Origin of the sequence: Streptomyces lasiicapitis, from assembly GCF_014646335.1 — a bacterium.
GTDB lineage: Bacteria > Actinomycetota > Actinomycetes > Streptomycetales > Streptomycetaceae > Streptomyces > Streptomyces lasiicapitis.
In genome coordinates this window covers 1-23,064 of the sequence record NZ_BMNG01000012.1, presented here as the reverse complement: position 1 = coordinate 23,064, position 23,064 = coordinate 1, and the positions used below count along the sequence as shown (strand labels likewise).

Annotated in this window: 16 protein-coding genes; 8 read left to right on the top strand and 8 right to left on the bottom strand. The window is 71.2% G+C overall.

Translation table 11 applies throughout. The annotated features are described in order from the left end of the window. The first annotated feature begins 637 nt into the window (after positions 1-637). Genes IEY91_RS25515 through IEY91_RS25495 form a run of 5 tightly spaced genes read left to right on the top strand, consistent with a single transcriptional unit; the run spans position 638 to position 8,863 of the window. Positions 638-3,691, top strand: a complete 3,054-nt coding sequence (locus tag IEY91_RS25515; protein WP_164326497.1) for a nitrate- and nitrite sensing domain-containing protein — start codon at positions 638-640, stop codon at positions 3,689-3,691. Beyond that, positions 3,688-4,128, top strand: a complete 441-nt coding sequence (locus IEY91_RS25510; protein ID WP_164326498.1) for a roadblock/LC7 domain-containing protein — start codon at positions 3,688-3,690, stop codon at positions 4,126-4,128. The genes IEY91_RS25515 and IEY91_RS25510 overlap by 4 nt, the downstream gene beginning before the upstream one ends. A gap of 9 nt (positions 4,129-4,137) precedes the next feature. Then, positions 4,138-4,539 carry a DUF742 domain-containing protein gene (locus IEY91_RS25505; RefSeq protein WP_164326499.1) on the top strand — a complete coding sequence of 134 codons (402 nt, stop codon included), beginning with the start codon at positions 4,138-4,140 and terminating at the stop codon, positions 4,537-4,539. Positions 4,540-4,564: 25 nt separating this feature from the next. After that, on the top strand, positions 4,565-8,215 hold the full coding sequence (locus IEY91_RS25500; protein ID WP_189175847.1) for a hydantoinase B/oxoprolinase family protein: 3,651 nt from the start codon (positions 4,565-4,567) through the stop codon (positions 8,213-8,215). A gap of 42 nt (positions 8,216-8,257) precedes the next feature. Then, positions 8,258-8,863: a GTP-binding protein gene (locus IEY91_RS25495; protein ID WP_164326501.1), complete on the top strand. Its 606-nt coding sequence runs from the start codon at positions 8,258-8,260 to the stop codon at positions 8,861-8,863. Between the two features lie 148 nt (positions 8,864-9,011). Here the strand turns inward: IEY91_RS25495 and glpK are convergent, their stop codons facing one another. From glpK to IEY91_RS25470, 5 genes are all read right to left on the bottom strand, one after another. After that, on the bottom strand, positions 9,012-10,565 hold the full coding sequence (glpK, locus tag IEY91_RS25490) for a glycerol kinase GlpK (protein ID WP_189175846.1): 1,554 nt from the start codon (positions 10,563-10,565) through the stop codon (positions 9,012-9,014). A gap of 24 nt (positions 10,566-10,589) precedes the next feature. Continuing rightward, positions 10,590-11,342 (bottom strand): MIP/aquaporin family protein, encoded by a 753-nt coding sequence (locus IEY91_RS25485; protein WP_189175845.1) that lies wholly within the window; start codon positions 11,340-11,342, stop codon positions 10,590-10,592. 370 nt (positions 11,343-11,712) lie between these two features. Beyond that, the gene (locus IEY91_RS25480; RefSeq protein WP_189175844.1) at positions 11,713-12,903 is read right to left on the bottom strand and encodes a lipid-transfer protein; all 1,191 of its coding nucleotides are present in this window, start codon (positions 12,901-12,903) and stop codon (positions 11,713-11,715) included. Next, positions 12,900-13,325: a Zn-ribbon domain-containing OB-fold protein gene (locus tag IEY91_RS25475; protein ID WP_189176009.1), complete on the bottom strand. Its 426-nt coding sequence runs from the start codon at positions 13,323-13,325 to the stop codon at positions 12,900-12,902. The genes IEY91_RS25480 and IEY91_RS25475 overlap by 4 nt, the downstream gene beginning before the upstream one ends. A gap of 53 nt (positions 13,326-13,378) precedes the next feature. After that, positions 13,379-14,191: a M15 family metallopeptidase gene (locus IEY91_RS25470; protein ID WP_164326505.1), complete on the bottom strand. Its 813-nt coding sequence runs from the start codon at positions 14,189-14,191 to the stop codon at positions 13,379-13,381. Between the two features lie 71 nt (positions 14,192-14,262). On the opposite strand from IEY91_RS25470, the gene IEY91_RS25465 reads away from it, so the two are divergent. Further along, the gene (locus IEY91_RS25465; RefSeq protein ID WP_189175843.1) at positions 14,263-14,796 is read left to right on the top strand and encodes an NUDIX domain-containing protein; all 534 of its coding nucleotides are present in this window, start codon (positions 14,263-14,265) and stop codon (positions 14,794-14,796) included. Between the two features lie 33 nt (positions 14,797-14,829). On the opposite strand, the gene IEY91_RS25460 is transcribed toward IEY91_RS25465, so the two are convergent. Then, positions 14,830-17,187: a glycoside hydrolase family 31 protein gene (locus tag IEY91_RS25460; RefSeq protein WP_189175842.1), complete on the bottom strand. Its 2,358-nt coding sequence runs from the start codon at positions 17,185-17,187 to the stop codon at positions 14,830-14,832. 235 nt (positions 17,188-17,422) lie between these two features. Between IEY91_RS25460 and IEY91_RS25455 the strand changes: the two genes are divergently transcribed. Together IEY91_RS25455 and IEY91_RS25450 are read left to right on the top strand one after the other, a co-directional pair. Next, the gene (locus IEY91_RS25455) at positions 17,423-19,405 is read left to right on the top strand and encodes an acetoacetate--CoA ligase (protein ID WP_189175841.1); all 1,983 of its coding nucleotides are present in this window, start codon (positions 17,423-17,425) and stop codon (positions 19,403-19,405) included. 80 nt (positions 19,406-19,485) lie between these two features. Continuing rightward, positions 19,486-20,379, top strand: a complete 894-nt coding sequence (locus IEY91_RS25450) for a DUF8829 domain-containing protein (protein WP_189175840.1) — start codon at positions 19,486-19,488, stop codon at positions 20,377-20,379. A gap of 105 nt (positions 20,380-20,484) precedes the next feature. On the opposite strand, the gene ptsP is transcribed toward IEY91_RS25450, so the two are convergent. After that, positions 20,485-22,155 (bottom strand): phosphoenolpyruvate--protein phosphotransferase, encoded by a 1,671-nt coding sequence (ptsP, locus tag IEY91_RS25445; protein ID WP_189175839.1) that lies wholly within the window; start codon positions 22,153-22,155, stop codon positions 20,485-20,487. An 81-nt stretch (positions 22,156-22,236) separates the two neighbouring features. After that, positions 22,237-22,686, bottom strand: coding sequence for a PTS sugar transporter subunit IIA (locus tag IEY91_RS25440; protein WP_164326511.1), 450 nt, complete (start codon positions 22,684-22,686; stop codon positions 22,237-22,239). Positions 22,687-23,064: the final 378 nt, after the last annotated feature.

The following is a 23,064-nucleotide window of genomic DNA, read 5'->3' as shown; positions in this document are numbered from 1 at the left end:
CTTCAACGCTCGTGGGCTTCCCGGACCCCCCGCGTCCAGACGGCCCGTCCTCGGCCGCCCCGCTCCCGGACGCCCGCCGGCGCTCTTTCGTACCCATCAACTCGTCACTCCCCCCGCTGCCTTGCCCGTGCCGCTGTCCTGCCCCTGCCTCGCGGCCGGTCCATCGAGAGCTCTCATGTCCGACTCTCCACTTGCTGCCCGTTTTACGCTGCTTTACGCCGCGCCGCCAGGGCCTCCACCGCGTCGTACCGCCGACTCTCGTGTCGGCGGACCCCCATGCCGCTCCGTCCCCGCCCGCACCGTCCCTCGTACAGATCGACGAATGGGCGCCGCGGAAGATTCCCGGCCCGGGACGAGAGATCGCCTTTCGGCCCGAACGGTTCCATGCGGCGAACACTTCAGGCCAACTGGGCCCGTCGGTACGGGTGATGGAGTCGGCTGGCATGTGCCACTTGCGGGAGGCAATCTCCCCCAATGGGCGGACAACTGAGGACGCCCCTTTCACGTCACGGCTGAAAAGCGTCCGGACGTGCCTTCGAGTTGCCCGTGTGTCAGTAGTAGGCTCGCGCCGTTTGTTGACGCACATGTGTGCCCCGGGCCATTGCGCGGCTGTAAGGGGCCCTATCTGGGGGAGGCCATGCGCTTTCGCGGGAAGTCCATCCGCCGGAAGATCGTGGCATTGCTGCTCGTGCCGCTCGTGTCCCTCACGGCGATCTGGGGCTTTGCCACGTTCCTCACCGGGCGCGAGGCGAACAAGCTGATCGACACGGCCTACATCCTCGACGACCTGGCCAGACCCGTCCAGGACACCGCCCAGGTGGTCCAGGAGGAGCGGCGCCAGACGCTCGTCTACTTGGCGGATCCCCGTGCCTCGGACGCCCTCGCCGCGCTGCGCCGCAGCCGTGAGGCCACCGACAAACATGTGGCCGAAGTCGAGTCCAAGGCCAAGAGCTCCGACTCCCGTGAGGTCCTCGACGGTCAGTCCGAGGAGCGCCTGACCGTCGCGCTCGACGCCTTCAAGGGGCTCGACGCGCTGCGCCGCACGGTCGAGGAAGGCACGATCAGCCGCGACAAGGCGCTGAAGATGTACACGCGCCTGACCGACCCCTGCTTCGGCTTCCTGATGACGCTCAACGCCCTCGACGACGTCGGTGTGACCGCGGAGGGCCGCGCCCTCGTCGGCATCGGCCAGGCCCGCGAACTGCTGTCCCGTGAGGACGCGTTGATCGGATCGGCCCTGGTCGCGGGAACCGTCACCAAGGGTGAGATCCGCCAGGTCACCGACCTCGTGGCGCAGCGGACCATGCTCCTCGACAACAGCCTCATCCAGCTCCCCGACGACGAGCGCGCCCGCTACGAGCGCTACTGGAACGGCGCCGAGACGAGCCGGCTGCGCGACGCGGAGAAGTCCCTCATGGAGTCCGGCGGGGGCACCCCGCGCGGGGTCACCTCCAGCGACTGGAACCGTGAGGCTGACAAGATCCTCACGAGCCTCGACGACCGCGACGAGGACGCCGTCGACCGCCTGCGCGACCGGGCCCGCCCTGAAGCCGTCGGCGTCATCGTGCAACTCGCCGTCGCCGGTGTGCTCGGCCTGCTCGCCGTACTCTTCTCGATCTTCCTCTCCGTCCGAGTCGGACGCAGCCTCATCCGCGACCTGCGCCGCCTGCGCCTGGAGGCCCACGAGGCGTCCGGTGTGCGGCTCCCCGGCCTGCTGCGCCGCCTCGCGTCCGGCGAGCAGGTCGACGTGGAGACCGAGGCTCCGCGCCTGACGTACGACAAGGACGAGATCGGGCAGGTCGGCCAGGCGATGAACACCCTGCAGCGCGCCGCCGTCGAGGCCACCGTCAAACAGGCCGACCTGCGCCGTGGCGTCTCCGAAGTGTTCGTCAACCTCGCCCGCCGCAGCCAGGTCCTGCTGCACAAGCAGCTCACGCTCCTCGACACCATGGAGCGCAGGACCGAGGACACCGACGAACTCGCCGACCTCTTCCGCCTGGACCACCTCACCACCCGCATGCGGCGGCACGCCGAAGGCCTCGTGATCCTCTCCGGCGCCGCCCCCTCGCGGCAGTGGCGCAAGCCCGTCCAGCTCATGGACGTCGTCCGCGCCGCCGTCGCCGAGGTGGAGGACTACGAGCGCATCGAGGTGCGCCGCCTGCCGCGCATCGCCGTCACCGGCCCCGCGGTCGCCGACCTCACGCACCTGCTGGCCGAACTCCTGGAGAACGCCACGGTGTTCTCGCCGCCGCACACCGCGGTGCAGGTCCTGGGGGAGCACGTCGCCAACGGCTTCACCCTGGAGATCCACGACCGCGGCCTCGGCATGGCCTCCGAAGCGCTCCTCGACGCCAACCTCCGCCTCGCCGAGACCCCCGAGTTCGAGCTGTCCGACACCGACCGTCTCGGCCTCTTCGTAGTCAGCCGGCTGGCCCAGCGCCAGCGCGTCCGGGTGTCCCTTCAGCCCTCCCCGTACGGCGGCACCACCGCCGTCGTGTTCATCCCGGAGTCGCTGCTCACCGACGACGTGCCCGACACCGGAGGCGTCGGTTTCCGTCTCGACCGGCCGCAGCCGCAGAAGTCCGTGGGCGACACCGCCGACGACCGCGCCGCGGCCCTCGCGCAGGTCCCCGTCGAGCTCCCCGGACTCCCCGCGTCCCTCCTGGACGGACCGGTCGAGCTGGAGGCGCCGGTCGGCATGGCCGGGCTCGACGGCTTCCCGGGCGCCCTTGAGGACGAGGACAGTGAGCGCGGCGGACTGTTCCGTCCGCGCCGTCGCGTCGCGGAGACCCCCGGAGAGCAGCACCAACAGGCCCGCGACGCACGCGAGTCCGACCTCGGCGAACCGGCCCGCGCCGCCGACTCCGCCGGACACGACGCCCTGCACCCCGAAGAGCCCCTGGACGACGAGCTCACCACCGGCGGCACCGTGCCCCTGGCCCGCCGCCGCGCGCCGAAGCTGGTGTCCTCGCACGGCCGCCGCGTCGGCCCCACGCGTACCCGCGACGCGGACGCCGCCGACCCCGAGGGCGACGACGCCCGCGCGCGGCGTGGCGAGAACGGCGCCGCACGGCCCGGCCGCGGCTTCGCGCGCGGGGCCGATGTCCGCGGCCCGGGGGACGGATTCGGCGCCCCCGCGCGGGATGCCGTCGACGCCTCCGGAGACGCAGCTCTCGATCTGCCGCGACGCCCCCGGTCGGACTCGGGCTGGCCCGATCTGACCCCGCCGCGTCCCCTGGGCACGGACGGCCCCGCAGGGGCGCAGCCGCTCCTGCCCCGGCGCCGTCCGATGACGGACGCGCCGCGCGCCACCACCCGCACGGAGACAGCGCCCGGTGCGGACCGGGCGGCAAGGACGGACAGAGAACCCATGGACCGGGCCGCAGGCAGCACGGAGACGCCGCCCCGCACGGCGGCCCAGGAACCGGTCGTGCCGGCCGCAGGCGGGCTGCCCCGCAGGGTCCGGCAGGCGAATCTCGCCCCGCAGCTGAAGGACAGCCCGGACCGCCGTACGGAGCTCGACACGGCCCCCGCAGGGGCCGGAGCGGAGGAACGCGACGCCGACGAGGTACGCAGCCGGATGGCTTCGCTCCAGCGTGGCTGGCAGCGCGGCCGCGAAGAGAACGCCTCGGGCGACGACGTCCCGGACGGCGCAGCACCAGGAACGACATCTGAGGGGGACGGTCGATGACCGCACCGAAGGCCGACGCACGCACCACCGCGACCGGGGGATCGGGAGAGCTGAACTGGCTCCTCGACGACTTGGTGGAGCGTGTCGGCAGCATCCGCAAAGCGCTCGTGCTCTCCGGAGACGGTCTGCCCACTGGCGTGTCGAAGAATCTGACCCGCGAGGACAGTGAGCATCTCGCCGCCGTCGCGTCCGGATTCCACAGCCTCGCCAAAGGCGTCGGGCGCCACTTCGACGCGGGCAAGGTCCGCCAGACGGTCGTCGAGCTGGACGAGGCCTTCCTCTTCGTCACGGCCGCGGGCGACGGGAGCTGCCTCGCCGTCCTCGCGGACGCGGACTCCGACGTCGGTCTGGTCGCGTACGAGATGACGCTGCTGGTCAAGAGGGTGGGTGTGCATCTGGGTTCGGCGCCACGCACCGACCTGCCCACGGGAGGGTAGTGGGAGGGCATGAGCGACGACGACGGTCAGGCCGCACTGCCCCACTGGTTCGACGACGACGCCGGTCCGGTGGTGCGCCCGTACGCCATGACGCGTGGCCGCACCACCAGCACGGGCCAGCACCGCCTCGACCTCATCGCGGTCGTGATCGCGGAGTCGCGTGCCGAGGAGACGGAGGCCGACCAGACGCTGTCCCCGGAGCACGTGGACATCGTCGGCCTGTGCCGCGACACCCCGCAGTCCGTCGCGGAACTCGCGGCGGAACTGGACCTTCCGATCGGCGTGGTCCGCGTCCTGATAGGTGATCTGGTCGACGACCGACTGGTGCACGTGACCCGCCCCGTACCCCCCGCCGAGCTGCCGGACGAGAGTATTCTGCGCGACGTGATCAACGGCCTCCGGGCGCTCTGAACAGCGCGAAAGCGGGGATTGAGACGTGACAGGCTGGCAGTTCTGGGTCGACAGGGGCGGCACGTTCACGGATGTCGTCGCACGCCGCCCGGACGGTGGCCTGCGCACGCACAAGCTCCTGTCGGACAACCCCGCGCGCTATGCCGACGCGGCCGTCGCGGGCATCCGGGAACTCCTCGTCCAGGATGGCGTGCTCGACGCGGACGTCTCGCGCGGCGTGGGTGACGTACCGATCGACGTGGTCCGCATGGGCACCACCGTCGCCACCAACGCCCTCCTGGAGCGCAAGGGCGAGCCGACCGCTCTGGTCATCACGCGCGGCTTCCGCGACGCGCTGCGCATCGCGTATCAGAACCGCCCGCGGATCTTCGCCCGCGCCATCGTCCTCCCCGAAGAGCTCTACGAGCGCGTCATCGAGTTCGACGAGCGCGTGGGCGCCGACGGCGAGGTCCTGCGCGCCCCCGACCTCGGCGCACTCGCCGGGGCCCTGCGGCAGGCCCACGACGACGGGATCCGTGCCGTCGCCGTCGTCTGCATGCACAGCCACCTGTACCCCGCCCACGAGCAGGCGGCCGGTGAACTCGCGCGCCGGACCGGCTTCCCGCAGGTCTCGCTCTCCAGCGAGGCCAGCCCCCTGATGAAGCTCGTCCCGCGCGGCGACACGGCGGTCGTCGACGCCTATCTGTCGCCCGTCCTGCGGCGCTACGTGGAGCACGTCGCCGACGAACTCCAGGGCGTGCGGCTGATGTTCATGCAGTCCAACGGCGGGCTCGCGGACGCCGGTCAGTTCCGGGGCAAGGACGCCATCCTGTCCGGGCCCGCGGGCGGCATCGTCGGGATGGCCCGCATGTCGCGGCTCGCCGGGTTCGACCGGGTCATCGGCTTCGACATGGGCGGTACGTCGACGGACGTGTCGCACTACGCCGGTGCGTACGAACGCGTCTTCACGACGCGGATCGCCGGTGTACGCCTGCGTGCCCCCATGCTCGACATCCACACCGTCGCCGCGGGCGGCGGCTCCGTGCTGCACTTCGACGGCGCCCGCTACCGCGTGGGGCCCGACTCGGCGGGCGCGGCCCCCGGCCCCGCGAGCTACCGCGGCGGCGGCCCGCTGACGGTCACCGACGCCAACGTGGCCCTCGGCCGCGTCCAAGCCGCCCACTTCCCACGGGTGTTCGGCCCGGACGGCGACCAGCCGCTCGACGACGCGCTCGTCCGCGACCGCTTCGCCGACCTCGCCCGGGAGATCACCGAGCGGACCGGCGACGACCGCACCCCGGAGCAGGTCGCCGAGGGCTACCTCCAGATCGCCGTCGCCAACATCGCCGCCGCCGTGAAGCGCATCTCGGTCCAGAAGGGCCACGACGTCACGCGCTACGCCCTGACGACGTTCGGCGGCGCGGGCGGCCAGCACGCGTGCATGGTGGCCGACTCGCTCGGCATCCGCACCGTCCTCGTGCCGCCCATGGCGGGCGTCCTGTCCGCGCTCGGCATCGGCCTCGCCGACACCACGGCGATGCGCGAGCAGTCCGTGGAGGCGCCCCTGGAGGTCGCCTCGATGCCGCGCGTGCACAAGACGGCCGACGACCTGGAGGCCGCGGCCCGCGATCAACTCGCCGCCGAGGACGTGCCGGCCGACCGCGTGCACGTCACGCGCCGCGCCCACCTGCGCTACGACGGCACCGACACCACCCTCACCGTCGAGCTCACCGAGCCGGACGCCATGACCCGCGCCTTCGAGGAACGCCACCGCGCCACCTACTCCTTCGCCCTGGACCGCCCCGTCGTCGTCGAAGCGCTCTCCGTGGAGGCCACCGGGCTCACCGAGCCCCCGGACCTCTCGGTGCTCGGCGGTGCGGCCGAGCGCGGCACCGCGCGGACCGTGCGCCTGCACACGGGCGGCTCCTGGCGTGAAGTGCCCCTGCACCGGCGCGAGGAACTGCCGCCCGGGGAGCGGGTCACCGGGCCCGCGATCATCACGGAGGCCAGCGCCACGACCGTCGTGGACGACGGCTGGCGGGCTGCCATGACCGACGACGGGCACCTGGTCATGGAACGGGTGGCGGCGCCCGCGAGTTCCGCCGCCGGGACGGAGGCCGACCCGGTCCTCCTCGAAGTCTTCAACAACCTCTTCATGTCGATCGCCGAGCAGATGGGCGCCCGCCTGGAGTCCACCGCCCAGTCGGTCAACATCAAGGAGAGGCTCGATTTCTCCTGCGCCCTGTTCGACCCGGATGGCAGTCTCGTCGCCAACGCCCCCCACATCCCCGTCCACCTGGGATCCATGGGCACCAGCGTCAAGGAGGTCATCCGCCGCCGCGGCACCACCATGCGGCCGGGCGACGCCTACGCGGTCAACGACCCGTACCACGGAGGCACGCACCTCCCGGACGTCACCGTCATCACCCCCGTCTTCGACTCCTCCGGAGAGCGGATTCTCTTCTACGTGGCCTCACGCGGCCACCACGCGGAGATCGGCGGCATCGCGCCCGGCTCCATGCCCGCGCACAGCCGCACCATCGACGAGGAGGGCATCCTCTTCGACAACTGGCTGCTCGTGGAAGCCGGCCGCTTCCGCGAGGCCGAGACCCTGAGCCTGCTGACCGACACCCGCTACCCCTCCCGCAACCCCGCCACCAACCTCGCCGACCTGCGCGCCCAGATCGCCGCCAACCAGAAGGGCGTCGACGAAGTGGGCCGCATGATCGACAACTTCGGGCTCGATGTCGTACAGGCCTACATGCGGCACGTCCAGGACAACGCCGAGGACTCCGTACGACGCGTCATCGACACCCTGGAAGAGGGCGAGTTCACCTACGAGACCGACTCGGGCGCCCTCATCCGAGTACGCGTCTCCGTAGACCGCGAACAACGCACGGCCACCGTGGACTTCACCGGGACTTCGCCCCAGCTGACCACCAACTTCAACGCGCCCTTCGCCGTGGTCAACGCCGCTGTCCTGTACGTCTTCCGCACGCTGGTCGACGACGACATCCCCCTCAACGACGGCTGTCTGCGGCCGCTGCGCATCATCGTGCCGACGGGAAGCTTCCTGTCGCCGGAGCCACCGGCGGCCGTGGTCGCGGGCAACGTGGAGACCTCACAGGCGATCACAGGAGCCCTCTACGGAGCGCTCGGTGTGCAGGCCGAGGGCTCCGGCACCATGAACAACGTCACCTTCGGCAACGACCGCTACCAGTACTACGAGACGGTGGCCTCCGGCTCCGGCGCGGGTGACGGCTTCGACGGCGCCTCCGTCGTACAGACCCACATGACCAACTCGCGGCTCACCGACCCCGAAGTCCTCGAATGGCGACTGCCCGTCGTCCTCGAGGAGTTCGCCGTACGCCACGCCAGCGGCGGCAACGGCCGCTGGCGGGGCGGAGACGGCGCCGTACGCCGCATCCGCTTCCGTGAGCCCATGACGGTCTCCACGCTGTCCCAGCACCGCGTGGTGCCGCCCTACGGCATGGCGGGCGGCGAGCCGGGCGCCCTCGGCTCGGGCCGCGTCGAGCGCGCCGACGGAAGCGTCGTACGGCTCGACGGCAGCGACTCGGCCGACACCGGCCTCGGCGACGTACTCGTGATCGAAACACCGGGCGGCGGCGGGTACGGCCCGCCACCGCAGCGCACCACCGGCGCACGCGCCGCACCCGACGCACCACGCCCCAACTGACGCACGCGACACCACTGATGACTGATGCAGGAGAAGAGAGCAATGATCTTCAAGCGTTCTGAGCGCGGCACGGCCCCAGTCGAGCCGGTCACGCTGAAGATCCTGGTCGCGGGCGGCTTCGGCGTGGGCAAGACGACCCTCGTCGGCGCCGTCAGCGAGATCAAGCCACTGCGCACGGAGGAGAACCTCAGCGAGGCCGGGCGGCCCGTCGACGACACCAACGGCGTCCCTGGCAAGCACACCACCACCGTGGCCATGGACTTCGGCCGGATCACGGTGCGCGAGGACCTGGTCCTGTACCTCTTCGGCACCCCCGGACAGGACCGCTTCTGGTTCCTCTGGGACGAGCTGGCCACCGGGGCGCTCGGGGCCGTGGTGCTCGCCGACACCCGCCGCCTGGAGGACTGCTTCGCCGCCGTCGACTACTTCGAACGCCGCTCCATACCGTTCGTCGTCGGCGTCAACTGCTTCGAGGGGGCGACGCGTTACCCCGGCGACGCGGTACGCCACGCCCTGGACCTCGACGAGAACACGCCCGTGGTGCTGTGCGACGCGCGCGAGAAGGAGTCCGTCAAGGAGGTCCTGATCGACGTCGTCGAGCACGCGATGGCCATCGGGGCGGCGGCCAGGGAGCCGGTCGCCACCTGACGCGGGCGGTCACGGCCCGTACCCTCGCCGACCGGGGTACGGGCCGCGCACCGGCCACGCGCGCGTGCGGCCCGACGGCCGTCCACGCGCGCGTGCCTGCCGCACGCGCCTCGGCCGGGGCGATGGCCGGGGGCGCGCGGCAAGTGCCTCAGCTTCCGGAGTCGGCGCCGCCACCACTGGAGGCGGCGGTGTCCTCTTCGTGCCACCCGAAGCTGCGCTCCACCGCCTTGCGCCAGTTGCGGTACTCGCGCTCGCGCTCGGCGTCCGCCATCTGCGGCGTCCACTCGGCGTCGCGCTGCCAGTGGGCCTTCAGCTCGTCCAGGTCGTTCCACACGCCCGTCGCGAGCCCGGCGGCGTACGCGGCACCCAGGCACGTCGTCTCAGAGACCCGCGGCCGGATGACGGGCACGCCGAGGACGTCGGCCTGGTGCTGCATCAGCAGGTTGTTCTTGGTCATGCCGCCGTCCACCTTCAGGGTGGTGATGCGCACCCCGGAGTCCTGGTACATCGCGTCGACGACCTCGCGGGTCTGCCAGCTCGTCGCCTCCAGGACCGCGCGGGCGAGGTGCGCCTTGGTGACGTACCTGGTGAGGCCCGTGACGACACCGCGCGCGTCGGAGCGCCAGTACGGCGCGAACAGGCCGGAGAACGCGGGCACGATGTAGGCCCCGCCGTTGTCGTCCACGCTCGCCGCGAGTGTCTCGATCTCGTCGGCGCTGCGGATGATGCCGAGCTGATCGCGGAACCACTGCACGAGCGCCCCGGTGATCGCGATCGAGCCCTCCAGGCAGTACACCGGAGCCTCGGAGCCGATCTTGTAGCCCATGGTCGTGAGCAGGCCGCTCTTGGAGGCCACGGGCCGGTTGCCGGTGTTGAGCAGCAGGAAGCTGCCCGTGCCGTAGGTGTTCTTGGCCGTCCCGGTGTCGTAGCAGGCCTGTCCGAAGATCGCCGCCTGCTGGTCGCCGAGCGCGGAGGCGACGGGCACGCCCGCGAGTTGCCCGACGGCCGTTCCGTACACCTCGGCCGACGACTTGATCTCCGGAAGGACCGCTTCGGGGACGTTCATCGCCGACAGGATCGAGGCGTCCCACTGCAGGGTCTCCAGGTTCATCAGCATCGTGCGCCCGGCGTTGGTGACGTCGGTGACGTGTACGCCGCCGTCCGTGCCGCCGGTGAGGTTCCAGATGAGCCAGGAGTCGATGGTTCCGAAGGCGATGTCGCCGCGCTCGGCGCGTGCCCGCAGGCCGGGGACGTTGTCGAGCAGCCAGGCCGCCTTCGGCCCGGAGAAGTAGCTCGCCAGCGGCAGGCCGGTCTGGTCACGGAAGCGGTCCTGGCCGTCGGAGCCGCCCAGTTCGTTGCAGAGCGCCGATGTCCGGGTGTCCTGCCAGACGATCGCGTTGTGCACGGGTTTGCCGGTGGCGCGGTCCCACAGGACCGTCGTCTCCCGCTGGTTGGTGATGCCGAGCGCGCTGAGCTGGTCGGCGCGCAGTCCCGCCTTGGCGAGCGCGCCCGCCACGACCGCCTGCACCTTGGACCAGATCTCGGTCGCGTCGTGCTCCACCCAGCCGGGCTTGGGAAAGATCTGCCGGTGCTCGCGCTGGTCCACGGCGACGATCGCGCCGTCCTGGTCGAAGACGATGCAGCGGCTCGAGGTGGTGCCCTGGTCGATTGCGGCGACGAATTTCACGGAGCTGTCCGTCATGGCTACCCCTTGGAGGAAGGCTGCTCAGAAGGCTGCGTTGTAGATGAGGCCCGCCAGGAGTCCGCCGATCAGCGGCCCGGCGACCGGAACCCAGGCGTAACTCCAGTCCGACGTCCCCTTGTTCGGGATCGGCAGGAAGTGGTGTACGACGCGCGGGCCGAGATCACGCGCGGGGTTGATGGCGTACCCGGTGGGCCCGCCGAGCGAGAGGCCGATGCCGACGACGAGGAACGCGACGATCAGGATCTGCGTGCCGGACTCACCGAGCCCCTTGGTGAGTCCGAAGGCGAGGATGGGCAGCACCAGGGCGACGGTCCCGATGATCTCGGTGAGCAGGTTGGCGACCGGGTTCCTGATCTCCGGGATGGTGGAGAAGATGCCGAGCGTCGGCGTGGGGCTGTCGGTCCCGGGCCCGCCCTTGGCGCCACGTGTGGCGTTGGCGTTGAACTGCGCGAGATACACCAGGTACGCGAGGGCGGCGCCGAGCATGGCGCCGATCATCTGCCCCGCCAGATAGATCCAGACCTTGTCCCATTTCTCGGTGTCGACGGCGATGCCGAGCGTGACGGCCGGGTTGAGATGCCCGCCGGACAGCGGCGCGGCGGTGTAGGCGCCCGCCATCACACCGAAGCCCCAGCCGAACGCGATGACGATCCACCCGGAGGCCTTGGCCTTCGAGTGGTTCAGAGTGACGGCGGCGCACACACCGGCGCCGAAGAGAATCAGGATCGCGGTGCCGATGATCTCACCGACGAAGATGTCCCCATTCGAGTACATGGCGGCTCCTAGGCCTTTGCCCGGGGTGGTGGGCCCCGGTACTCCGTGCAGGGTGCGTTCCCACGACTACTGCCCGGCCGCTGCCCGCCGCACCGGCGGAAGACAGGGGGTCCCGCGCCCCGCCCGGCCTCGGTGACGAGCGTGCCGTCGCAGTCGAATCGCCCATGGGGGATGACCCGTTGAACAGGCTCTTCGTGCTGAGCCTTGGAGCACACGGGCCCTGAGCGGCGAGGTGCCGAAGAGCGGCGATCCCGACTGACACCGGGAAGTGTTCACCGGTGGTGATGGAGCGTCAAGGTCGCGGACGCCACGGGTTGACCGGCGCGACGCCTTCCGTGGCGGACCCCCGCGGCGGCGCCTGTGGCCACCTTCAGCGCACCGCCACCACCGACGAGCCGTGCCCGAACAGACCCTGGTTCGCGGTGATCCCGACCCGCGCCCCCTCGACCTGCCGCGCGCCCGCCGTACCTCTCAACTGCCAAGTCAACTCGCATACTTGGGCGATGGCCTGGGCCGGAACGGCCTCTCCGAAGGAGGCGAGTCCACCACTGGTGTTCACGGGTATGCGCCCGCCGGGCGCGGTCGTGCCCTCCCGCAGGAGCTTGGCGCCCTCGCCCGCACCGCACAGGCCCAGGTCCTCGTACCACTGGAGTTCCAGGGCCGTCGACAGGTCGTACACCTCGGCCACGGAGAGGTCGTCGGGGCCGATGCCCGCCTCTTCGTATGCCGCGTGCGCCACGGACTGCCGGAAGGTGTGCTCGGCGGGCGGCACGGCCGCGGCCGAGTCGGTGGCGATGTCCGGCAGATCCAGGACCGTGTTCGGATAGGTGGGCGTGACGGTGGACACCGCGCGGATGCGCACCGGTGCTGCCGCGTCGTGCCGGCGGGCGAAGTCCAGCGTGGACAGCACGAGCGCCGCCGCGCCGTCCGACGTGGCGCAGATGTCGAGCAGCCGCAGCGGATCGGCGACGACGGCGGATGCGGCGACCTCGTCGGCGGTGACGGGCTTGCGGTAGCGCGCGTTCGGATTGAGCGCCCCCAGGGCCGCGTTCTTCACCTTGACGTGCGCGAAGTCCTCCAGGGTGTCGCCGTGCACGGCCATGCGGCGGCGGGCGTACAGCGCGAAGTACGCGGGGTTCGTGGCGCCGAGTACGCGGAAACGCAGCCAGTCCGGGTCGTCGGGCCGGTCGCCTCCCGCGGGCCGGAAGAAGCCCTTCGGGGCGGCGTCCGCGCCGACCACGAGGACCACGTCGGCGAGCCCGGCGAGCAACTGGGCGCGCGCCGTGGCGATCGCCTGGGCCCCGGACGCGCACGCCGCGTACACGCTGGCCACGCGCGCGCCCTGCCAGCCGAGCGCCTTGGCGAACGTCGCCCCCGCCACGTACCCGGGATACCCGCCCCGCACGGTGTCCGCGCCCACGACGGACGTGATGTCCCGCCAGTCGACCCCCGCGTCCGCAAGGGCCGCCCGCGCCGCCACCGTCCCGTACTCGACGAAGCCGCGTCCCCACTTGCCCCAGGGGTGCATGCCCGCGCCGAGCACCGCCACGTCATCGGTCATGCCGTCACCCCCACGGGTCGCCAGTGCCACGTCGTCCACGTCGTCCCGGCGTCCTCCCCAAGTACGCCGGGGACGACCTCCACCTCCATGCCGACCTCCAAGTCGGCCACGGTCACCCCCGGAGCCGCCTGCCCGAGCACCACCATGCGCTCCGCCTCCAGCTCCACAGCGATCAACGTGTAGGGCTCCCAAGGAAGTTCCGGGTCCGAGACGTACGGCGCCGGCGGGCGGTAGCGGCCGTCGGTGTACGACCACACCCGCCCGCGCCGCGACAGCGCGACCTCGACAAGCTCGTCCCCGGCGCACCCGGGATTGCGGCAGAAGCTCTCCTCGCGCGGGAAGAAAACGGCGGAGCACGCCGCGCACCGCGTGCCGAGGAGCCGGAAGCCGTCCCCCTCTCCGTCGAACCACCGCGCCACCACGGGCGTACGCACTCGCGACAAGGCCCCTCCCGCACACTGGATCTGACGGAACGTCAGAAGTGTGCCACGGGCAGCGCCCGGCGCGACACCGGGAAGTCGAAGTAGGTGTCGGGGAAGGGCTCGGGCTTGTACGTGAAGTGCCACCACTCCTCGGGAAGGTTGACGAAGCCGGACTTCACGAGCGTGCCGCGCAGCAGGTCCCGGTGCGCGCGCTGTTTCGCGGTCACGCGCGGGTCGTCGGTGTGGGAGAGCGTGTCGAAGCAGTCGAACCCGGTGCCCATGTCGACGGAGTTGTCGGGGAATCGCTCGCCCTGGGGCCCGTAACAGGGCTTCAGCGGCTCTCCGGGGACGTACGGCCGGGTCGGCTTCGCCGGGAGCCGCACGATCGTCAGATCCACCGTGGAGCCCCTGCTGTGCCCCGACTTCTTGGCGATGTAGCCGTCTTCGAAGAGGCGCGTCTTGTCCACCCGGGGATAGAACTCGCCCTTCATGCGCTCGTCTTTCAGATCCTCGGCCCACCGCACGAAGTGGTCCACGGCCCGCTGCGGCCGGTAGCAGTCGTACACCTTCAGGGAGTAGCCCTTGCGCAACAGGCTCCGCTGCGCCTTGTGCAGTGCCTTCGCCGCGGGTTCGGTGAGGATGCACATCGGCTTCCGGTAGCCGTCGATGGGCTCGCCCACGAAGTTGTGCGGGGTGAAGTAGCGCATCTCCTGGATGATCGTCGGGTCCACGTCCCTGAGCGCCACGAAGCCTTTGGGGGCCTGGGGTTCGGTGTGCGCCTGGGCGGGGGTGGGCACCGTGGCCGCGGCGAACAGGGCGGCGGCGGTGACGGCGAGTTTCCGCAGAGCGGGGGCGAACAGTGTCATGCACCCGCGTCTATCAGGAGGTTGGCCCTCCGCGGAAGACCGGCACCCGGAGATCGGATACAGTCCGCCGCGTGTCCCCAACCCTGCACCCCACCAACTCGGCACCGGATTCCCACTGCTCAAGCTGTGGCGCGCTCTACGGAGACCACGTCACAGGCTGGCCCCGCAACTGCCCGGACTGCGAAACCGTGGCCTACCGGAATCCGCTGCCCGTCGCCATAGCCCTCCAGCCGGCGTACGACACGAAGGGCACCGGCCTCGTCGTCGTGACCCGGTCCATCGCCCCCGCGCGCGGAGGCACCGCCCTGCCCGGCGGCTACGTGGACCACCGCGAGGACTGGCGCCATGCCGTCGTCCGGGAACTCAAGGAAGAGACAGGCATCAGCGCGGCGAGCCATGACGTACGCATCGTCGAGGTGCTCAGCTCGCCCGACGGGCATGTGCTGCTGTTCGGCCTGCTGCCCGAACGGCCGGCGACCGACCTGCCGCAGTCGGCGCCGACAGACGAGACGGACGGCTGGGACCTGCTGCACCGGCCCACCGAACTCGCCTTCCCGCTGCACACGTCGGTGGTACGCGGATGGTTCGAGGGCCGCTACATCTGATCTCGCGGGCCGCGCCCGGCCGCGGTGGTCGTCTCACACCCCGCGCACCCGCACCGTGTACTCCACGGCCCGCTGCGGCCCGTCGCCCTCCTTCTCGACCACGAGCTCGTCCCCGCTCCAGCGCGCACCGAAGCGCTGGAGCTCCGGGTCCTCCCACCCGTCACCGGCGTCCGCGATCACCAGACCACCGCCGGAGCGCCCCTTCGCGGGTGCCCACACCTCCAGCGCGAGCTGCCCGTCCGCGCCCCGGACGGGCAGCACGGCGCCCGCGCGCGCGAGCACCGGTATGCGGGCCAGGGGAGCGTCCAGGAGGACCTTGCCGGGCCCTTCGTACGCCCGCTCCGTCACGGTGTCGTACCACCGGCCGGGCGGCAGCCGCACGGTCCTGTCGACGACGCCCTCCCGCAGCACGGGCGCGACCAGCAGACAGTCCCCGAGCAGGAACGCGTCCTCGCAGTCCCGCAGCGCCCTGTCCTCGGGACACCCCCACCACAGGGGACGCACATACGGCGCGCCGGTGCGCCGCGCCAGGTGCGCGAGCGTCACGAAGTACGGCAGCAGCCGGCCCCGCTCGGCGAGCGCCACGCGCGCGTGCTCCAGCACATCGGGCCCGAACTCCCAGGGCTCCCTGCGACCGGCGTGCAGGGCCGCGTGCGTACGGAACAGCGGGAGATACGCCCCGAGTTGGAACCACCGCAGATACAGCTCCGGCGACGGACTGCCGTCGAAGCCTCCGATGTCCGGTCCGGAGTACGGCACCCCACAGAGGCCGAGCCCGAGCACCAGCGCGAGCGAGGCCCGCAGCCCCGGCCAGTCGCTGGCCACATCGCCCGACCACGTACCTCCGTAGCGCTGCATTCCCGCCCAGCCGGAGCGCGAGAAGAGGAACGGCCGCTCCGTGGGCCGCAGTTCGCGCATCCCTTCATAGCCCGCGCGGGCCATCCCGAGGGCATAGATGTTGTGCGCCTCCCGGTGATCGCCGCCACGCCCCTCCATCGCGTGCCGGGCGGAGCGGGGGAGGGTCGTCTCCCCGAAGGCCGCGAACGACACCGGCTCGTTCATGTCGTGCCAGAAGCCCGCGAAACCCTGCGCGAGCCGCTCGTCGTAGAGCCCGCCCCACCACTTGCGCACCCGCCCGGCCGTGAAGTCCGGGTACACCGACTCACCGGGCCAGACCAGGCCCCGCACGGCCCGCCCCGCCGCGTCCCGCACGAACGCGTCCGCCGCGGCCCCGCTGTCGTACACCGCGTTCCCCGGCTGGGCCTTCACCGCGGGATCCACGATCGACACCAGCCGGATGCCCGCTCCGCGCAACTCGGCGGCCAGCTTCGGCAGGGCGGGGAAGCGCTCCTTGTCCACCGTGAACACCTGGTGCCCGTCGAAGTGGTCGATGTCCAAGTGCACGGCGTCCAGGGGAAGTCCGCGCTCCTGGTAGCCCGCGACGATCCTGCGCACCTCCTGCTCGCTGCCGAAGCCCCACCGCGCGTGATGGTGCCCGAGCGCCCATGCCGGCGGCACCGTGGGGGTGCCTGTGAGCGTCGCCCAGGAGTGCAGCACGCGCGCGGGGGTGCCCATCATGACCCAGCACCGCAGCGGCCCCCCGTCCATGCGGACCTCGCACGAGCCCGCCCTGTCGTGCCCGGAACCGGCGCCCTCCTGGCCTTCGCGCACGGTCACCGTGCCGTCCCAGGTGTTGTCGTGGAACACCAGATGCGTCCCCACGTCGGCGACGACCCACTGGACCGGCATCGTGATGTACAGCGGGTCGTCCGCGGGCCCGAAGGAGCCACCGGGATCCGTGTTCCACAAGCGGTACGTCCCGTTCCGCAGCCGTGGCCCCGAAGCCCGCCCGCCGAGACCGAAAAACCGTGCGTCCGGCGCCACCTCCGACCGCTGCACCCAGCGTGCCGTACCGCCCCCGACCGGCTCCCACCAGCGCGGCGGCAGATCGCGCCGCAGCATCACCCCGCCGGGCGTGCGCAGCTCGACCGCGCCGTGCCGCGAGACGACCACGGTGGCCCGCTCCGACACCACCCGCCAGCCGCCCTCCTTGTCGGGCTCGAGCACGGCCCGCGGATCCGCCTCGGGACTGCCGGCGGCCAGCGCGTACGACGGATCGGGCTCGGCGCCGTCCCAGCCCCAGAACACCGCCCCGCCCGACGTGACCCGCACCCTCAGCTCGGACCGCGCGAACCGCACCACACCACCGCCCGGGCCGGGCTCCACCAGGGTGACGGGACCCGGCGTCCGGGCCCGCTCGGTGCCCCGCGGCGGCAGACCCGCCGCGTCGGTCCGCCGCCGACGCCATGCCGAGCGCACCATGCGCAACCCATGGGCCGTGTCGGACAGGCCGACCGCCTTCACCGAACGCACCAGGTCACGACCGTTCATGCTGCTCACCCTGCCACCGAAGGAGCAGCAGGAGTACCGCGTTCAACTGCCGTTCATCCCGAGCGCCGACTTGCGTTACCCACTCTCTCCGGAGACACCCCACAAGGCCCGTCCGGCAGGACACCCTGGTGCGGAAGTCGATCACATGGCATCGTCCGTGTCATCCGTGTCACGCGCACACCACGCCCGTGCGCACGACAGCCGCCCACGACGCGCACAGTCCAGGAGCAGACCCATGTCCTCAGCGAACCCCTCGCCGCTCTGGCAGCCGGACCAGCAGCGGATCGCCGGCGCACAGGTCACACGTTTCCAGGCATGGGCCGCCGAGCACCACGGAGCGCCCGCCACGGGCGGCTACGAGTCCCTGCACCGCTGGTCCGTCGACGAGCTCGACACCTTCTGGGAAGCCGTCACCGAATGGTTCGACGTGCGCTTCTCGACGCCCTACGCGCGCGTGCTCGGCGACCGCTCCATGCCCGGCGCCGAGTGGTTCCCGGGCGCCACCCTCAACTACGCCGAGCACGCCCTGCGCGCGGGCGAGGACCCCGCGCGCGCGGACACCCCGGCGATCCTCCACGTGGACGAGTCGCAGGACCCGACCCCGCTCAGCTGGTCCGAGCTGCGCCGCCAAGTGGGGTCCCTGGCCGCGGAGCTCCGTGGCCTCGGCGTGCGCCCCGGAGACCGCGTCAGCGGCTACCTGCCGAACACCCCCGAGGCCGTCGTCGCCCTCCTCGCGACCGCCGCCGTCGGTGCCGTCTGGACCTCGTGCGCGCCCGACTTCGGCGCCCGCAGCGTCCTCGACCGCTTCCAGCAGGTCGAACCGGTGGTCCTCTTCACGGTCGACGGCTACCGCTACGGCGGCAAGGAACACGACCGCCGCGACACCGTCACCGAACTGCGCCGTGAACTGCCCACCCTGCGCGCGGTCGTCCACATCCCCCTCCTCGGCACCGAGGCTCCCGAGGGCGCACTGGACTGGTCCGCGCTCACCGCGGCGGACACGGCCCCCGTCTTCGAAGCAGTCCCCTTCGACCACCCGCTCTGGGTGCTCTACTCCTCCGGGACGACGGGCCTGCCCAAGGCGATCGTCCAGTCCCAGGGCGGCATCCTCGTAGAGCACCTGAAGCAGGTCGGCCTGCACTGCGACCTCGGCCCCGACGACCGGTTCTTCTGGTACACGTCCACCGGCTGGATGATGTGGAACTTCCTCGTCTCCGGCCTGCTCACGGGCACGACGATCGTCGTCTACGACGGCAGCCCCGGCTACCCCGACACCGCCGCCCAGTGGCGCGTGGCCGAGCGCACCGGAGCGACACTCTTCGGGACGTCCGCCGCGTACGTCATGGCCTGCCGCAAGGCGGACGTGCACCCCGCGCGGGACTTCGACCTCTCCCGCGTGCAGTGCGTGGCCACCACCGGCTCACCGCTGCCGCCCGACGGATTCCGTTGGCTGCACGACGAGTTCGCCGACGCCTCCGGAGAGGTGTGGATCGCCTCCGTGAGCGGCGGCACCGACGTCTGCTCCTGCTTCGCGGGCGCCGTACCGACGCTCCCCGTCCACATCGGCGAACTCCAGGCGCCCTGCCTGGGCACCGATCTCCAGGCCTGGGACGCCCAGGGCAAGCCGCTCATCGACGAAGTCGGCGAACTCGTCGTCACCAACCCGATGCCGTCCATGCCGATCCACTTCTGGAACGACCCGGACGGCAGCCGCTACCACGACAGCTACTTCGACACCTACCCCGGAGTCTGGCGCCACGGCGACTGGATCACCCTCACCTCGCGAGGCTCCGTCGTCATCCACGGCCGCTCCGACTCGACGCTCAACCGTCAGGGCGTACGTATGGGTTCCGCCGACATCTACGAAGCCGTCGAACGCCTCCCGGAGATCCGCGAGTCCCTGGTCATCGGCGTCGAGCTGCCCGACGGCGGCTACTGGATGCCGCTGTTCATCCACCTCGCCCCTGGAGCCACGCTCGACGACGACCTGCGCGCCCGCATCAAGCAGACCATCCGCGAACAGCTCTCGCCCCGCCACGTCCCGGACGAGGTCATCGAGGTGCCCGGCATTCCGCACACCCTCACGGGCAAGCGCATCGAGGTCCCGGTCAAGCGCCTCCTCCAGGGCACACCGCTGCAGAAGGCGGTCAACGCGGGCTCGGTCGACAACATCGAACTGCTCCGCTTCTACGAGCGGCTGGCCCGCGAACGCGCCTGAACCCCTCACGCTCAGCGGTCATTGTCAGTGCCTCCCGTTACGGTGAGTGAGCATTGATCGACTGACCGCAGGGGGGAATCATGGGGCACACCCAGCACGACACGATGCGACGCGTCCTGCGCCGCGAGGTCGCCGGCACCATCGGCCTGCTGGCCGACGCCGAGGACTTCGCGGCCATGCGCCGGTATCGCACCTTCACCTTCGACGACCACGTGACGTATCTGCAGCAGGTGGAGGCGTTGCTCAGGTCCTTCGCCGCCCAGGGCAGGCTGACGTGCGTCGCGCTCTTCGACCCGGAGGAGTATGCGGAGTTCTGCGCGGAGAACGACCTCGATCCGGACGCCTCCGCGAGCCGCACCCGCTTCACCGCCGAACTGGCGACAACGGGCCCGACCATGCCGTACGACGGCCAGACCTTGGCCGAGATGGTCCCAGAGCTCGTCGACGAGACCGTCCGGCAGAGCACCTGGGAGTACGCGACGATGCTCCTGGCCCGCATCGGCGCCTGCGCGGACTGCGGTGTCGACATCGGACGTGCGGCCTTCGCCCGGGCCTCCGACCTGCTCATGCGCGCGATCGGCACCGGCGGCCCCGTCGCCCGCCACCTCGTGTGCAGCGTCCCGTGCGACGGTCAGACCCTCCTCGCCGCACTGCACGTCACGTGCGCCGACGACGGAAGTCCCCAACTGGACGAGACGGAGGCTCTGGAGTTCACGACGGTCCTGGCGGTGGGCATCGCGATCCAGAGCTCCGGCGGTCTGGTGATGCGTACCAGCGACGGCACCCGCGACCGCGTCCACGGCTGGCGCCTGGAAGGCGAGCGACTGCACCCTCTCACCTCCGCGGAGGTCTTCGACGCCTACTGCACCGACGCCCGCTCCGGCGACCTCATCGCCCCGGAGTCCGGCGTCGACTACTGCGCGGCACCCGACCTGGGGGAGGACGAGGAGCGAGGAGGGGGACACCGCCACTGACGCGGGAGGGCGCCCCACCCTCGCGGGTGGAGCGCCCTCCTGCTCAGCCTTCTGAACTGCCGTCACTCGTCGTCGGACGGCATGCCCAGGACGGACCGGGTCCGACTACTCGCCGGACAGCACGGCCTGAGCCGCCTTGCGCGCCTCTTCGGCACTGTCGGCGGCGCGTGCCGCGGCCGCGGCACGCTCGCACTGGGCCAGCGTGTACTTGCCCAGCGTCGCCCGGACGTAAGGAATCGACGCGGCGCCCATGGACAGGGAGGTGACACCCAGACCGGTCAGCACACACGCGAGCAGCGGGTCGGACGCGGCCTCACCGCACACGCCACAGCTCTTGCCCTCGGCCTTCGCGGACTCGGCGGAGAGCGCGACCAGGTCGAGCAGCGCGGGCTGCCACGGGTCCTGCAGCCGGGACACCGCTCCGACCTGCCGGTCGGCGGCGAAGGTGTACTGCGCCAGGTCGTTGGTGCCGAGCGAAAGGAACTCGACTTCCTGGAGGATCGAGCGCGCCCGCAGCGCGGCGGACGGAATCTCCACCATGGCGCCGAACTTGGCCTGCAGCCCTGCCTCACGGCAGGCGTCGGCGAACGCCTTGGCGTCCGCACGGTCCGCGACCATCGGAGCCATGACCTCAAGGTAGACGGGAAGCCCCTCTACGGCCTTGGCCAGCGCGGTCAGCTGGGTCCGCAGCACCTCCGGGTGCTCGAGCAGTGAACGCAGGCCGCGCACACCGAGGGCCGGGTTCGGCTCGTCGGTCGGCGTCAGGAAGTCGAGCGGCTTGTCCGCACCGGCGTCGAGGACGCGGACGACGACGCGCCCTTCGGGGAAGGCTTCGAGGACCTTGCGGTAGGCCTCGACCTGCTTCTCCTCGGTCGGCGCCTTGGTGCTGTCGTCGAGGAAGAGGAACTCCGTACGGAACAGGCCGACGCCCTCGGCACCCGCCTCGACCGCGGCGGGCACGTCGGCGGGACCGCCGATGTTCGCGAGCAGCGGCACCTTGTGTCCGTCGGAGGTGGCGCCCGGCCCGGTCGACGCGGCGAGCGCGGCCTTGCGCGTGGCCGCGGCGGCCTCCAGCTCGGCGCGCTTCTCCGCGCTGGGGTCGACGAAGATCTCGCCGGTGCTGCCGTCGACGGCCACGACCGTGCCCTCGGCGAGCTCACCGGCACCGGGCAGCGCGACGATGGCGGGCACACCGAGCGCCCGGGCCAGGATCGCGCTGTGGCTGGTCGGTCCACCCTCTTCGGTGACGAAGCCGAGCACGAGCGTCGGGTCGAGGAGAGCGGTGTCCGCGGGCGCGAGGTCACGTGCGATGAGGACGTACGGCTCGTCGCTGTCCGGCACACCCGGCATCGGGACGCCGAGCAGCCGGGCGACGATACGATTCCGCACGTCGTCGAGGTCGGCGACGCGACCGGCCATGTACTCACCCGCGCCCGCGAGGAGCTCGCGGTAGTGGGAGAACGCGTCGTAGATACCGCGCTCGGCGGTGCTGCCGACGGCGATGCGCCGGTCCACGTCGGCGATCAGCTCCGGGTCTTGAGCGATCATCGCTTGCGCTTCGAGCACTGCCTGGGCCTCGCCACCGGCCAGGTTGCCGCGTGCCATCAGGTCGGCGGCCACAGCCTCGACGGCCTTGCGGGCGCGCCCCTGTTCGCGCTCCGCGTCCTCCGCCGGGATCTGCTTGGCCGGAGGCTCGAGGACCGCCGTGCCCATGTGCCGAACCTCGCCGATCGCCACCCCGTGGCTCACGCCGACGCCTCGCAGCGTTGTCTCCATTGCACCCGTCTCCGGTAGTGCGACGGGCCCAGCCGCCGCGGTGGATGTCCTACCTGCCGTCGACCAGCGACGGCGCTGCCGTCACTTCCAGGCGAAGAGAGCGTCGCCGGCCTTCACTTCGCCGTCCTCAACGAGGTCGGACAGCGACTCGGCCGTCGCCTCGAGCGCCACGATGGGGCACACCGGAGACTTGCCGGCGGCCTCGACGGCGGCCGGGTCCCAGCGCACCACGGACTGACCCCGCTGTACGGTGTCTCCCTTGTTGACCAGGAGCTCGAAGCCCTCGCCATTGAGCTGAACGGTGTCGATGCCCAGGTGCGTGAGAACCCCGTGGCCCTCGGCGTCCACCACGACGAAGGCGTGCGGGTGAAGAGAGACGATGACGCCGTCGACGGGAGCCACCGCCTCGCCGGGCTCGCGCACCGGGTCGATGGCCGTGCCGGGGCCGACCATCGCTCCCGAGAACACGGGATCGGGTACCGCAGCGAGTCCGATGGCGCGTCCAGCAAGCGGGGACGAAACGCTGGTCATGGCAAGCCTCCCAGGGGGTGGAGATTCGATACCGCCGTCACTACCTGTCCTGGACGACGCACTGTTCAGAAGCGTAAGTCATAAGAAGTCCCGGTTCCGCACGAGAGGTCCCGGTTGGCAGACGTAGAAGCACTGCACAAACGATTTGCGCCGACCCGGACGCCGTTGTAGAGTCGGACTCCTGCCCAGCGCCGAACGACGCACTTAAGCGTCGTGGCCAGGCAGCAACTATCGAGTCGGATCCTATCGTGGGGTCTGGTTCCTCATGTCCACAGATCATCGTGGTCAGAGAGGCGAAAACGACCTGATAGAGTTTGGAAACACCGAAGGGAAGCGCCCGGAGGAAAGCCCGAGAGGGTGAGTACAAAGGAAGCGTCC

Bases quoted from the DNA above. Each gene is read 5' to 3' on its own strand.
- IEY91_RS25515 (WP_164326497.1), top strand. From the start codon at position 638: ATGCGCTTTCGCGGGAAGTCCATCCGCCGGAAGATCGTGGCATTGCTG.
- IEY91_RS25510 (WP_164326498.1), top strand. From the start codon at position 3,688: ATGACCGCACCGAAGGCCGACGCACGCACCACCGCGACCGGGGGATCG.
- IEY91_RS25505 (WP_164326499.1), top strand. From the start codon at position 4,138: ATGAGCGACGACGACGGTCAGGCCGCACTGCCCCACTGGTTCGACGAC.
- IEY91_RS25495 (WP_164326501.1), top strand. From the start codon at position 8,258: ATGATCTTCAAGCGTTCTGAGCGCGGCACGGCCCCAGTCGAGCCGGTC.
- glpK (WP_189175846.1), bottom strand. From the start codon at position 10,565: ATGACGGACAGCTCCGTGAAATTCGTCGCCGCAATCGACCAGGGCACC.
- IEY91_RS25485 (WP_189175845.1), bottom strand. From the start codon at position 11,342: ATGTACTCGAATGGGGACATCTTCGTCGGTGAGATCATCGGCACCGCG.
- IEY91_RS25480 (WP_189175844.1), bottom strand. From the start codon at position 12,903: ATGACCGATGACGTGGCGGTGCTCGGCGCGGGCATGCACCCCTGGGGC.
- IEY91_RS25470 (WP_164326505.1), bottom strand. From the start codon at position 14,191: ATGACACTGTTCGCCCCCGCTCTGCGGAAACTCGCCGTCACCGCCGCC.
- IEY91_RS25460 (WP_189175842.1), bottom strand. From the start codon at position 17,187: ATGAACGGTCGTGACCTGGTGCGTTCGGTGAAGGCGGTCGGCCTGTCC.
- IEY91_RS25455 (WP_189175841.1), top strand. From the start codon at position 17,423: ATGTCCTCAGCGAACCCCTCGCCGCTCTGGCAGCCGGACCAGCAGCGG.
- IEY91_RS25450 (WP_189175840.1), top strand. From the start codon at position 19,486: ATGGGGCACACCCAGCACGACACGATGCGACGCGTCCTGCGCCGCGAG.
- ptsP (WP_189175839.1), bottom strand. From the start codon at position 22,155: ATGGAGACAACGCTGCGAGGCGTCGGCGTGAGCCACGGGGTGGCGATC.
- IEY91_RS25440 (WP_164326511.1), bottom strand. From the start codon at position 22,686: ATGACCAGCGTTTCGTCCCCGCTTGCTGGACGCGCCATCGGACTCGCT.